Below are 12392 nucleotides of genomic sequence, written 5' to 3'. Positions count from 1 at the left end.
GTGCGCGTTCCAGTCCGAGTTCGGTGACCTGCACGCCACATCACAAGCGACTTCTGCTTCGGACGTGGTCCCAAGCAACTTCGTAAAGGTGCCTTGTGATGTATCGAGACGACAGTCCGGGCCACGCTTCGGTGGCCCTCTGCGACCAGCCTGGTAATCGACCGCGTCTGCTGATCGTCGGCGACGATCGCGAAATGCGGGACCTGCTCCGTGCCGCTCTGAGCTACACCGGTTACCCGCTCCGGGTCGCTGGCCCCGGCGAGGAGGCGGTCACCGTGGCCGAATCCTGGGCGCCGAGCGTTGTGGTCCAGGACGGGTTCGCCGTCACCCGCCGCCAGCGCGGTCGGAGCGTCGCGGTTCCCGCGCTCTTCCTCACCCCGGGCACTGAGCTGCGCAGCAGGTTGCCCGGTCTGACCCTCGGCGGCGGCGACTACCTGACGAAACCGTTCAGCCCGGCTGAACTGATCGCCCGGGTCCGGGCGGTGCTGCGCCGGAGCAGCCCCGCGCATCAGTCCGAGGGTGCCTTGCTGCGCTGCGCCGACCTCGAGCTGTCGGAGGAATCCCACCGCGTCAGCCGGGCCGGTCAGCCCATCCACCTGAGCCTCACCGAGTTCGCATTGCTCCGGTTTCTCATGCAGAACTCGGACCGGATTCTCGGGCGAGTGCAAATCCTCGAACATGTCTGGCCGTACGACTACCAGGACAGCCAGAACGTGGTCGAGACCTTCATGTCCAGATTGCGGGCAAAGGTGGACCGGGGCCAGCCGGCGATGATTCACAACATTCGCGGCGTTGGCTACGTCCTACGAACCCCGGACCAAGGGACCGACCAACCGAGGGGGTGAACAAAATGATTCGGAGGATGCTCGCCGGCACGTTCATCGTGCTGGCTGTAGCCATCGCCGCCGGTATTGCCGTCGCACCAGACACGCTGGTCACGACGCACGACGCGGCGGGCTGTCGAGCGTTGCGGTGCTGATGTTCCACCTCGCGGGCGGCGCCGCCGGAAAGCGGCCGCGTCCGCTCGTCCCGGCGATGAGACGTTCAGGAGCCTGAAGGCTGATCGGCGTTGGGCAGGGTGAGCAGGATCAGCTCGACGCGGGAGGTGATGCCGGTTTTTTGGAAGATCTTGCGTAGGTGGTAGTCGATGGTGCGGGGGCTGACGAAGAGTTGGGCGGCGATTTCGCGGTTGGTGGCGCCTTCGGCGGCGGCGCGGGCGATGCGTAGTTCTTGGGGTGTGAGGGTGGTGAGGGTGTCGCGGGTGGGGTTGGTGGGGGTTTCGCCGGTGGCGCGCAGCTCGTCGCGGGCGCGCTCGGCCCAGGCCTTGGCGCCGAGGTGCTCGAAGGATTCGAGGGCGGCCCGCAGCAGCGGGCGGGCGTCGCCCCGGCGGCGGGCGCGGCGCAGGTACTCGCCGTAGAGCAGCTGGGTGCGCGCGCGGACCACCGGCTGTTCGCCGACCGGGTGCAGGTCCAGCGCGCGCCGGAAGGCCTTCTCGGCCTCGTTCGTGCCCACCAGTGCCTGGCAACGGGTGGCCAGGGCACGCTGTTCCGGTGAGCCGGTGGTCTCCGTCCACCGGACGAACCGGCCGAGCGGCTCGGCGGCCAGTTCTGGCTGGCCGAGCCGATAAGCCGCCTCGACCAGGTCCGGGACGTTGCTCAGCATGAAGCCGACGAGACCCGGATGCCCCGTGGTGTCGGGCGCATCGAGCGGGCGCAGGTACTGGAGTGCCTGCTCGGCGCGTCCGGCGGCGAGCTCCACCAGGCCTAGCGCCTGGCGGGCCTGCAGGGTCGCCGTGACCAGGCCGCGCCGCACGGGCTCGGCGAGCACCCGGTCCGCCAGCTCGCGGGTCGCCGCCTCGCCGCCGGCCAGGCCGGCGAGGGCGGCCAGGGCGCTGTCGAACCAGGAGACCAGGTTGGGCTGGCCGGTGTCCGCCGCGTGTTGTCGCCCGTCCTCCGCCAGGCCGGTCGCGATCTGGAAGCGGCCCGCGGCGATCTCGTCGGCGACGACGAACACGAGCACACAGGCAATGGTGCTGACCGCCCCGAGCGCGTTGGCCCGCTCGAGTGCCCTGCGGCGCAGCCGGCGACAGCGTTCCAGGTCGCCGAGGCCCCAGAAGAGGGCGCCCGCCCAACACAACCGCCAGGAGTCGGTCAACCTCTCTAGGACGCCGAGCTCGGTGTCCGAGAGCGCGGGCGGCGGGGTGCCCGCGCCCACCCGCCCGAGCGCGCGGGTCAGTCGGAGCAGCACCACATCGGGCTCGTCGCCGGCGAGCGGCAGGTTCTCGACCGCCTCAATGATGTCCCGCCACGCCCCCGGGGCGCCGGCGTGGTAGCTGGCCTCCCCGTACAGCATGAGCACCTCGACGGCGCTGGTCGGGTCCAGCATCGGCACGGCGCGCACGAACGGTTGCAGCAAGTGCAGCGTGTCGGTCGGGTCCCCGGCCCGCAGCGCGATCAGCGCGCGCAGCATGGTGACCCGAATCCTGGTGTCCGGCGTGTGCGTGTCCAGGCGTTCGGCCGCCTCGAGGCGTTGTACGGCACGCGTCGCGTCACCGCTGCGCCAGGTGGCGATCGACGCTTCGACCAGTCGCCGCGCCTGGTCGGGGCCGGGCGGGCTGAGCTCGGCGGCCCGGACGAGCGCGGTGGCCGCCGCCGCCGGGCCGGCCCGCTGGTTCTCCTGTTCGGCCGCGCGTTCGAGCTCGGCCGCGACCGCCTCGTCCGGCCCGTCGGTGCCTTGCCCGAGGTGCCAGGCCCGGCGGTGCGACTGAGCTGGCTGGCTACCGAGGGCCGCCGCGAGTGCCAGGTGCGCGGCCTTGCGCCGGGTGAGCGATGCGGCGTGGAACACCGCCGAGCGAACCAGCGGATGCCGGAACCGGACGCTGTGCGGGTCGACCACGAGCAGGCCGCGAAGCTCGTCCAGGGCCGGTTCCAGGTCTTCCGTCGCGGCCCGCCGTAAGAGGCTGAGCTGGCCCGATCCGTCGGCGGCGGCCAGCAGGAGCAGCTCGCGAGCTGGGTCGCTCAGCCTGTGCAACTGGGCGGCAAAGGTCTCCTGGAGCCGGTCGACCAGTGGCAACGGCGCGCCGCGAGGGCCGCCCGGCGGCAGGCTGGCCGGCAGCTCCCGGAGCGCGAGCGGGTTGCCGGCCGCGGTGCGGAGCAGCAACTCCTCGTCGGTCGGAGCCAGCGACCCCCCGGCGTGCTCCCGCAGCAGCTCGCGTGCCGAGCCCCGGTCCAGGCCGGTCAGCCGCAGCTCCGGCAGGCTCGGGAAACCACCGTGCTCACCGTCGGCCGATCGCGTCGCGATCAGGAACGCGATCGGCTCGGCCCCGACCCTGCGGGCGGCGAACAACAGCGCATCCACCGACGGTTGGTCAGCCCAGTGCGCATCGTCGATCAGGCACAGCAGCGGCCGGGCCCGCGCGGCGTCCGACAACAGCGTCAGGGTCGCCAACGCAACCAGGAACCGGTCCGGCGCCGGATCCTCGCTATCCGTGCGGCGGCCGAACACCGTGTCGAGGGCCGTTGCCTGGGCTGGTGGAAGCCCTCCGATGCCCTCGAGCAGCGGCTGCAACAGGCGGTGCATGGTGGCGTGGCCCAGATCGCGTTCCGGTTCGACCCCGGCCGTGCGCAGCACGCGCATGCCGTTCGCCTGCTCGGCGGAGTCGTCGAGCAGGGTGCTCTTGCCGATACCCGGCTCGCCGCGCAGCACCAGCGCGCCGCCGGTGCCGGCGCGGGCCTTGTCCAGGAAGGCGCGAATGGCAGCTCGCTCGGCGGTGCGCCCACGGGGGACGTCCCGGCCGGTCAGCGGTTCTGCCATTGAGCCAATCATCTTAATGTCGGTAAGTTCCGCTGCCGCGGCGCCCGGTCGATTCCGGTGGAAACCGATTACTCGTACTTGCCGAGGCGTCGTTGCCGCATCGCCTTGTTGCGGTGATCCGGGCTGCAGTACCGGACCTCACCCTCCCGACCAGGGTGTTCCGGGGTAGGCGCGCAGCATCCGGGGAGCTGGCAGGTGGCCGGGTCGTGTTCCGGTTGCTGGACCTCAATACGGGTGGTGTTGTTCATCGGAAAGCGTCGCAATCGAGTGGCGGCTTTTCGGGATTGGTTGTTCAGCTGGTTTGAAATTACTCAGCTAAAGGAAACCTTGCACCGGTGAAGTCGCCAGTCTTAACGCTGCTCGGCCCTGGGCAGGGTGAGCAGGATGAGCTCGACGCGGGAGGTGATGCCGGTTTTTTGGAAGATCTTGCGTAGGTGGTAGTCGATGGTGCGGGGGCTGACGAAGAGTTGGGTGGCGATTTCGCGGTTGGTGGCGCCTTCGGCGGCGGCGCGGGCGATGCGTAGTTCTTGGGGTGTGAGGGTGGTGAGTGTGTCGCGGGTGGGGCTGGTGGGGGTTTCGCCGGTGGCGCGCAGCTCGTCGCGGGCGCGGTCGGCCCAGACGTCCATGCCCAGCTGCTCGAAGGACTCCAGGGCTGCGCGCAGCAGCCGCCGGGCATCGCCCCGGCGGCGGGCGCGGCGCAGGTACTCGCCGTAGAGCAGCTGGGTGCGGGCGCGGTCGACGGGCTGTTCGTCGACCGGATGCAGTTCCAGCGCGCGCCGGAAGGCTGGCTCGGGTTCCTCCGTCCCGGTTAGCGCCTGGCACCGGGCGGCCAGCGCGCGCAGCTCCGGCGAGCCGGTGGCCTCGGCCCACCGCACGAAGCGGCCGACCGGCTTGGCGACCAGTTCGAGTCGGCCCATGCGGTGCGCGGCTTCGACGGCGTCGGGCACGTTCCCCAGCACGAACGCGGGGTGCAGCAGGTGATCGGGCGTGTCGAGCAGGTGCCCCAACGCCTGCTCACCGTGGCCCTCGGCGAGCGCCACCAGCCCCAGGGCCTGGCGGGCCTGCACCGCGGCCGCGACCAGATTGCGCCGGACGGCGACTTGGAGAACCTGGTCGGCCAGGTCACGGGCCTGTTCCCCGCGACCGGCGAGCGCCGCGAGGACGGCGAGCGCGCTGTCGAACCAGCAGGCGAGGTTGGGCTGGCCGGTCTCGGCGGCGTGCCGTTTGCCGTCCTCCGCGAAGCCGGCCGCGGTGTGTACCCGGCCGGTGGTCATCTCGTCGCGGACGACGTGCACGAGCACCCAGGTGACGGTGCCGATGGCGCCGACGCTGTGCGCGCGTTCCAGCGCCTTGCGGTACAGCCGGCGGTAACGCCGTTTGTCACCCAGGTACCAGCAGGCGGCGGCCCCCCAGCACAGCCCTTCGGGGTCGGTCCACTGCTCGATCAGGCCGAGATCGCTCTCCGCGAGGGCCGCCGGCGCGCCCGTCCGGACCCGCACGCCGGCCTGGATGACCCGCAGCAGCACCAGGTCGGGGTGCTCGCCCAGCAGCGGCATGCCCTCGATGGCCTCGGCGACGTCTCCCCACGCGTTGGCGTCGCCGGCGTGGTAGCTGGCCTCGAGGAACAGCTTGAGCACCTCGACCGCGGTGGTCGGATCCTGCCCGGACGCCTGGCGCACGACCGGCCGGAGCAGCCGCAGCGAGTTGGCCGCGTCCCCGGTCCGCAGCTCGATGAGCGCCCGCAACATGGTGATGCGGGTCGCGGTGTCCGGTGTGCGGGTGTCGATCCGCTCGGCCAGTGCCAGGCGTTCCTCGGCGCGGGCGGCGTCGCCGCCGTACCAGGATGCGGTCGCGGCCGCGACCAGCCGGCGAGCCCGGTCCGGGCCGGGCGGGGTGAGCTGGGCGGCTCGGGCCAGCGCGGCGGCAGCGGCCGCCGGACCGCCCCGGTGGGTCTGCCGGTCGGCGGCACGTTCGAGCTCGGCCGCGACGGTTTCGTCGGGGTCGTCGGTGGCCCGGCCGAGATGCCAGGCCCGGCGATCCCGCTCGGCTGGCTCGTGCTCCAGGGCCGCCGCGAGCGCCAGGTGCGCCGCGCGGCGCCGGTCGACGGACGCGGAGTGGAACACCGCCGAGCGAACCAGCGGATGGCGGAACTCGACGGTAAGGGAGGAGACCGACAGCAGCCCGCGCAGCTCGTCCAGGGCCGAGTCCAGGTCCACCGGTGCATCGAGGTGCGTCGCCGTTGCCCGGCGCAGGATGTGCAGCCAGCCGGACCCGTCGACCGCGGCCAGCAGGAGGAGCTCGCGCGCCGGGCCGCTCAACGGGAGCAGCTGGGCGAGGAAGGCCTCCTGGAGCCGGTCCACCAACGGCAGCGGCTCGCCGGTCGGGCCACCGGGCGGCACGCTGGCCGGCAGCTCCCGGAGCGCGAGCGGGTTGCCGGCCGCCGTGCGCAGCAGCAGCTCCTCGTCGCTGGCCGGCAAGGATCCGCCGGTGTGTTCCCGGAGCAGCCGCCGCGCCGACGCGGCATCCAGCCCGGTGAGGGGTAGCTCCGGCAAACCCGCGAGCGGGCCGGGCCTGCCTTCGGGCAATCGGGTGGCGAAGAACAGCGCGATGGGTTCGGCCCGCAGCCGGCGCGAGGCGAACGACAGCGCGTCCAGTGAGGGCTGGTCGGCCCAGTGCGCGTCATCGATCAGGCACAGCAGCGGTTGCGCCTGCGCGGCGTCGGACAGCAGGGTCAGCGTGGCCAACGCGATGAGGAACCGGTCGGGCGTGGGCCCGGCGCCCGGTCGGCCGAACACCCGGTCGAGCGCGTCGGCCTGGGCCGACGGAAGATCCGCGATACCGCCGAGGAGGGGCCGCAGCAGGCGGTACATGGTGGCGTAGCCCAGGTCCCGCTCCGGTTGGACGCCGGCGGTGCGCAGCACGCGCATGCCATCGGCATATTTGGTGGCGCCGTCGAGCAGGGCGCTTTTGCCGATGCCGGGTTCGCCGCTGATGACGAGGGCGCCACCCATGCCGGCGCGCGTCTGTTCCAGAGCGGTGCGAATGGCAGCCAGCTCCGCGGTGCGCCCGCGCAGCCCTGCCTGTTCCGGCGCCCCGGATGGGGAATTCCGCTGATCTCCCATGAGGCCGGCCAATATAGCCAGCTCGGGTGACTAGCGCGTAGACCTACAACATCTAGGACCGGCGATTTCACCGGTCCGAAAAGATTTTTGGCTGAGTACTTTCGAGCCACGGAGGGGCTTGTCCCCGCCCGAACCCAGCCAAGGAGCCCCAGGTGAGTGGTGCATCCGAACGAATCCTGAGTACCAGCCGCGCGCTGGTACTGGTCGATCCCGCGGACATACCCGCGGTCGCCGAACCGCACGGCCTGCGGATCAGCCCGGTGGTCAGCCGGCCGGGGGTGTGCACCAGCGGCATATCCGGGGGCGTGCTGGAGGTCCCGCCAGCCTGGGCGGCGCGGGCGCACCAGCACCGCGATACGGACGTCATCGTGGTGGTCACCGGTGGTCATGCGCTGACCCTGTGGGGGGAGGAACTCGAGAACGAGACGCATCAGGGTCCCGGGCAGTTCGTGCACATTCCGGCGCCGATTCCGCACGCGGTGGTCAACCTGAGTCCGGACACGCCCATCTACGCGATGGAGTTCCGCGCCGACTCGGACTTCAGCCGCGACATGCACCTGCTCCCCCACCTCCAGGACCGAGTGAATGCCCGTGTGCAAGCCATTCACTGATTCCCTGAAGAGGGCGGCCATCGAGTGCTGCGACTTTGCCGACGCCAGCCAGGTGGTCGACATCGGTTGCGGGGACGGCCTCGTGCTGGCCCAGCTGCTCGCCCGGTGGCCGCACCTGGCCGGTGTGGCTTTCGACCGGCCTGACCGCATATCCGGTGCGGAGTCGAAGCTCGCCGAGTGGCAGCTCGGCGAGCGACTCCGCCTGGTGGCCGGCGATGTGCTGGCCTCGGTCCCGTCCGGTGCGGACACCTACCTTCTGTCGGGCGCCCTGCGCGGCCGGGACGACGCGGAGGCGGTGCGGATCCTGTCCAACGTGCGCGCCGCCGCGGCGCCTGGGGCGCGGGTCATGGCGATGGAGATGCCGGATGAACGGACCGACCGGGAGTTCCGAGATCTCTTCGAGCGCGCCGGTCTCCGGTACGAGCGTGCGCTCGGCACCGCGGCGCCCGTCAGCGTTCTGATGGCCACTCAGGCGGAGGGCTGACCGGCCCGGCAGATGGTCTTGCCCTGCGCGTTCTTCATGGTGCTCGGCGGCTTCGATACGCGGTATGCCCTCGTCACCTCGTGCCGGCCGTCCGGGTAGAGCTTCGTCTCACCCCACGGCCCCAGGCAGGTGGTGCCGGAGGCGCCGTTGCTCCACACGAACTTGATCAGCGCGAAGCTGTTCGCGCAGTGCCGGTAGGTGCCGGTGCGTCCCGCCTTGGAGAAGGCGCACGGCGCCGCGCCGGCCGTCGGGGTGAACACGACGGTCATCCCGAACGCGGTGACAACCGGCAACAGCGACGCGATCAGCTTGCGCACGTGAGAGCCTTTCGACACTAGTCGATCACCTTGTAGGTCCACGCCCATCCGTGCGCTGGATCTCGATAGCAATGCGACACCCGCCATTTGGGGTTCTTCTTCACAAATCTCTGCCTACGCTCCTCGCATTTCTGTTTGTCGATGCCGGCGGTAGACGCAGAAAGCCGCGACGGCTCAGCGGCGGCAGCCGTGCTCGGCGCCAACGACGCCAATATCAAGAACGCCGGAAGAGCGGTCCCGACTATTCGTACTAACCTCACGGTAGGTCCCCAATGCGGGTCGAGCGGCAGACCGCTGAAACCTAGCGACGCCCCGCCATCCGCGAATCGGCAAGATCGCCGGTCGCCACCCCGAACCGCCGTACCGGGCCGGCTCGCCCGACACGGGCACAGACTGGCGACTTGACCGGTTCACCCACGAATCGTTGGCGGTAGCTTGCGAGGTCGTCGAAATCGAGGTGGGGACGAAATGGCGGACGTGATTACCGAGTGTCGGTTGACCGCGAGAGTCAACGGCGCGGAACGCGAGATCGCGGTCGATCCCAGGGCGACGCTGGTGGACGCGCTGCGCGACCGGCTGGGCCTGACCGGCACCAAGAAGGGCTGTGACCGGGGCGAATGCGGGGCGTGCACGGTCATGGTGAACGGCCGGCGGGTGCTGTCATGCATGATGCTCGCCCTCGCCGCGGACGGCGCCGAGGTAATGACGATCGAGGGACTGGCGAACCGGGGTGAGCTGCATCCGGTGCAGCGCGCTTTCCTGGAGTGCGACGCGTTCCAATGCGGATTCTGCACGCCGGGGCAGGTGATTTCCGCGGTCGGTTGCATTGCCGAAGGGCATGCCGGTTCGGCCGACGAGATTCGTGAGTGGATGAGCGGAAACATCTGCCGCTGTGCGGCGTATCCGCAGATCGTCGCCGCGGTGTCCGAGGCGGCGGCATCGCCGGAGGTGGCGCGATGATGCGCACGTTCGACTACCAGCGGGTGTTCACCGTCGAGGACGCGCTGGCCGCGCTGCGGCATCCGGAGTCCGCGTTCATTGCCGGCGGCACCGAGCTGGTCAACTGGCTCAAGGAGGGCATCGAGTCACCGGCCCGGCTGATCGACATCACCGGTCTGCCGCTCGATGGCATCACCGTCGAGGATGGCGTGCTCCGGATCGGTGCGCTGGCGCGGATGAGCGACGTGGCGGCGCATCCGGTCGTCGCGGACCGGTTCCCGGTGCTGGCCCAGTCGCTGCTGCGCGCGGCCTCGCCGCAGCTGCGCAACATGGCCACCATCGGCGGGAACCTGATGCAGCGCACCCGTTGCCCGTACTTCCGGGCCGATTACGCGCTGCCCTGCAACAAGCGCGTGCCCGGTTCGGGATGCGCGGCGCATACGGGCGACACCGGCTCGGCGGCGATCTTCGGCTGGATCCCCGAGTGTGTGGCCACCCAGCCGTCCGACCTCGCGGTGGCCCTCGCCGCACTGGACGCCACGGTGGTCGTGCACGGTGCGGACGGCGCGCGGGAGATCCGCGCGACCGAGTTCCACCGTCTCCCCGACCCTGATCCGGCGGCGCACAACGAGCTGCGGCCCGGTGAGTTGATCACCTCGGTGGAGGTTCCCGACGGGCTGGACGCGCGGCGGTCGCACTACCTCAAGGTGCGCGAGCGGGTCTCCTACGAGTTCGCGGTCGTCTCGGCCGCCGCCGCCGTGTGCCTGGACGGGACGCTGATCACCGAGGCCCGGCTGGCGCTCGGCGGGGTGGCGCACCGGCCGTGGCGGTTGTGGGCCGCCGAAGAGGCCTTGGCCGGTTTGGACATCCACGACGAGTCGGCGCTGCGCGCTGCGGTCGAGTGGTCGTTCGGCGACGCCCGTCCGCTGCCGGACAACGAGTACAAGGTCGTGCTGGCCCAGCGCGCGGCGGTACGGGCGCTCCAGGAGGCGGCGGCATGACCACCGGACTCCGCCGGCCGGACGGCCCGGCCAAGCTGACCGGCGCGGCACACTACGTGGCGGACCTGCCGACCTGGGACACCCTGATCGCGGCGCTGGTCACCGCCACCGTCCCGGTGGGTCGGCTCGCCGCGCTGGACGCCGAGGCGGCACGCCAGGCGCCAGGGGTCGTGGCGGTGCTCTCCCACCGGGACATGCCCCGGCTGAACCCGGTCGCCTCGCCGCCGCTCGGCGAGCAGACGCTGCCCATGCAGGACGACCGAATCCATTACGAGGGCCAACCGATCGCGCTGGTGCTCGCGCAGACCTGGGAACAGGCCCGGTACGCGGCCGCCCTGGTGACACCGCGCTACACCGACCTCGTTCCCCCGGTCCTCTTCGGCCAGGTCACCGAGGAACCGGCGGCGAGCGGCCACCTGCTCAGCGAACACCCGGACGAGAGCATCGGCGACGTGCCGGCCGGGCTCGCGGCGGCCGCCACCGCGGTGACCCGCACCTACACCACCTCCGACCGCCACCACAGCCCGATCGAGCCGGCCGTCACGATCGCGTCCTGGGACGACGACCAGCTGGTGCTGTACACGTCGACCCAGACCGTGACCATCACCCAGGCCGCCATGGCCGAGCTGTTCGGCCTGCCCACCGAACGGGTGCGGGTGATCTGCCGGTACATCGGCGGCGGGTTCGGCTGCAAGGGCTTCGTCTGGCCGCACCTGCCACTGGCCGCCGGCGCGGCCAAGGCGATCGGGCACCCGGTGAAGCTGCTGCTGACCAGGGCGCAGATGTTCACCCTGTGCGGCCACCAGCCGGCGACCCGGCAGACCATCGACCTGGGCGCCACCGCCGAAGGGCGGCTCACCGCCATCCGCCACCATTCGGTGAACGCCACCGCCCGGACCGACAACTACTACGTGGAGAACACCACCGACGCCGCGACCTGGCTCTACGACAGCCCCGCGATCGCCGTGCACACCCGGGTAGAGCAGGTGGACCGGCCGAACCCGACCGCGATGCGCGCGCCCAACGAGGGCCCCGGCATGTTCGCCCTGGAATCGGCCATGGACGAGCTGGCCCACGAGCTCGGCATCGACCCGGTGGAGCCGCGGCTGCGCAACGAGCCGTCGGTCGACCCGATGACCGGCCGGCCGTACTCCTCCCGCACGCTGGTCGAGTGCCTGCGCGCGGGCGCGGCGCGGTTCGGCTGGGCCGAGCGCGGACCCGTCGGCTCGATGCGCGACGGCCGCGAGCTGATCGGCTGGGGCATGGCCTCGGCCACCATGGACACCTACCAGGCGCCGTCCTCGGCCCGCGTCCAGGCGCACCCGGACGGCCGGATCGTGGTGGAGACCGGGATGCAGGAGATCGGTTCCGGACTGCCCGCCATGGTCCAGCTCGTGGCGTCCGAGACGCTCGGCTGCGAGCCCGAGCGCGTCGAGGTGCGGCACGGCGACACCGAGCTGCCCGCACACACCGGAACCATCGGCTCGATGTCCACCATCGGCCTCGGCGCGGCGGTCCGGGCGGCCGCCACCGAGGTCCGGGACAAACTGGAGGCCATCGGCGGGCTCGATTCCCTGGAGGATGCCGGGATCCCGATGCTCGAGGCGGAAGGTCGCTGGGCGCCCGAGGACGACACCCGCGCCGCCGGCCGCTCGAAGCGGTACTCGATGCACAACTACGGGGCGATCTTCGTCGAGATCCGTGTCGACCCGGACCTCGGGCTAATCCGGCTGAGCCGGGCCGTCGGCCGCTACGGCGCCGGCCGGATCATCAACCCGCTGGCCGCGCACAGCCAGATGACCGGCGGATTCATCTGGGGCTACGGGCAAGCCCTGCTGGAGCGGTCGGTGTTCGAGCCCAACCTCGGCCGGTTCCTGTCCAAGAACCTGGCCGGCTACATCGTCCCGGTGAACGCCGACATCGGTGCGCTCGACCTCGAGTTCGTCACGGACGAGGACATGCACGCCGGTCCACTCGGCGCCAAGGGCATCGGTGAGCTCGGCGCGGTGGGCGTCGCGCCGGCCATCGCCAACGCCGTCTTCCACGCCACCGGCCGGCGGATCCGGCACCTACCGATCAGAATCCACGACCTGCTCTAGCGTGCG

The 12392-nt window shown here is 71.2% G+C and carries 9 protein-coding genes; 6 read left to right on the top strand and 3 right to left on the bottom strand.

The features are described 5' to 3' along the window. The first annotated feature begins 98 nt into the window (after positions 1-98). Positions 99-845: a winged helix-turn-helix domain-containing protein gene (locus ABEB12_RS20425; RefSeq protein ID WP_185063334.1), complete on the top strand. Its 747-nt coding sequence runs from the start codon at positions 99-101 to the stop codon at positions 843-845. A gap of 199 nt (positions 846-1044) precedes the next feature. Here ABEB12_RS20425 and ABEB12_RS20420 read toward each other — a convergent pair whose 3' ends face one another. Next, positions 1045-3813: an AAA family ATPase gene (locus ABEB12_RS20420; RefSeq protein ID WP_185063335.1), complete on the bottom strand. Its 2769-nt coding sequence runs from the start codon at positions 3811-3813 to the stop codon at positions 1045-1047. 350 nt (positions 3814-4163) lie between these two features. Continuing rightward, on the bottom strand, positions 4164-6935 hold the full coding sequence (locus ABEB12_RS20415; RefSeq protein WP_185063336.1) for an AAA family ATPase: 2772 nt from the start codon (positions 6933-6935) through the stop codon (positions 4164-4166). A gap of 152 nt (positions 6936-7087) precedes the next feature. On the opposite strand from ABEB12_RS20415, the gene ABEB12_RS20410 reads away from it, so the two are divergent. Together ABEB12_RS20410 and ABEB12_RS20405 are read left to right on the top strand one after the other, a co-directional pair. Further along, a complete protein-coding gene (locus tag ABEB12_RS20410) occupies positions 7088-7546 on the top strand; it encodes a cupin domain-containing protein (protein ID WP_185063337.1) in 459 nt (152 codons plus the stop codon). Further along, on the top strand, positions 7527-8030 hold the full coding sequence (locus ABEB12_RS20405; RefSeq protein ID WP_185063338.1) for a methyltransferase: 504 nt from the start codon (positions 7527-7529) through the stop codon (positions 8028-8030). Before ABEB12_RS20410 ends, ABEB12_RS20405 begins: the two co-directional genes overlap by 20 nt. Here the strand turns inward: ABEB12_RS20405 and ABEB12_RS20400 are convergent. Continuing rightward, positions 8015-8365: a DUF6355 family natural product biosynthesis protein gene (locus ABEB12_RS20400; RefSeq protein WP_185063339.1), complete on the bottom strand. Its 351-nt coding sequence runs from the start codon at positions 8363-8365 to the stop codon at positions 8015-8017. The genes ABEB12_RS20405 and ABEB12_RS20400 overlap by 16 nt on opposite strands. A gap of 450 nt (positions 8366-8815) precedes the next feature. Here ABEB12_RS20400 and ABEB12_RS20395 point away from each other — a divergent pair, with 450 nt between their 5' ends. From ABEB12_RS20395 to ABEB12_RS20385, 3 genes are read left to right on the top strand one after another with little or no spacing between them, the layout of a single operon-like run. Further along, positions 8816-9307, top strand: a complete 492-nt coding sequence (locus ABEB12_RS20395; protein WP_185063340.1) for a 2Fe-2S iron-sulfur cluster-binding protein — start codon at positions 8816-8818, stop codon at positions 9305-9307. Beyond that, positions 9304-10287 (top strand): FAD binding domain-containing protein, encoded by a 984-nt coding sequence (locus ABEB12_RS20390; protein WP_345702985.1) that lies wholly within the window; start codon positions 9304-9306, stop codon positions 10285-10287. Before ABEB12_RS20395 ends, ABEB12_RS20390 begins: the two co-directional genes overlap by 4 nt. Then, positions 10284-12386 (top strand): molybdopterin cofactor-binding domain-containing protein, encoded by a 2103-nt coding sequence (locus ABEB12_RS20385; protein WP_185063341.1) that lies wholly within the window; start codon positions 10284-10286, stop codon positions 12384-12386. The genes ABEB12_RS20390 and ABEB12_RS20385 overlap by 4 nt, the downstream gene beginning before the upstream one ends. The last annotated feature ends 6 nt before the right edge of the window (positions 12387-12392 follow it).

The organism is Actinospineispora eucalypti, from assembly GCF_039543365.1.
GTDB lineage: Bacteria > Actinomycetota > Actinomycetes > Mycobacteriales > Pseudonocardiaceae > Pseudonocardia > Pseudonocardia eucalypti.
Note: the sequence above shows the minus strand (reverse complement) of the source record. Positions and strands in the feature narration are given on the sequence as shown.

Bases quoted from the DNA above. Each gene is read 5' to 3' on its own strand.
- ABEB12_RS20425 (WP_185063334.1), top strand. From the start codon at position 99: ATGTATCGAGACGACAGTCCGGGCCACGCTTCGGTGGCCCTCTGCGAC.
- ABEB12_RS20420 (WP_185063335.1), bottom strand. From the start codon at position 3,813: ATGGCAGAACCGCTGACCGGCCGGGACGTCCCCCGTGGGCGCACCGCC.
- ABEB12_RS20415 (WP_185063336.1), bottom strand. From the start codon at position 6,935: ATGGGAGATCAGCGGAATTCCCCATCCGGGGCGCCGGAACAGGCAGGG.
- ABEB12_RS20395 (WP_185063340.1), top strand. From the start codon at position 8,816: ATGGCGGACGTGATTACCGAGTGTCGGTTGACCGCGAGAGTCAACGGC.
- ABEB12_RS20390 (WP_345702985.1), top strand. From the start codon at position 9,304: ATGATGCGCACGTTCGACTACCAGCGGGTGTTCACCGTCGAGGACGCG.
- ABEB12_RS20385 (WP_185063341.1), top strand. From the start codon at position 10,284: ATGACCACCGGACTCCGCCGGCCGGACGGCCCGGCCAAGCTGACCGGC.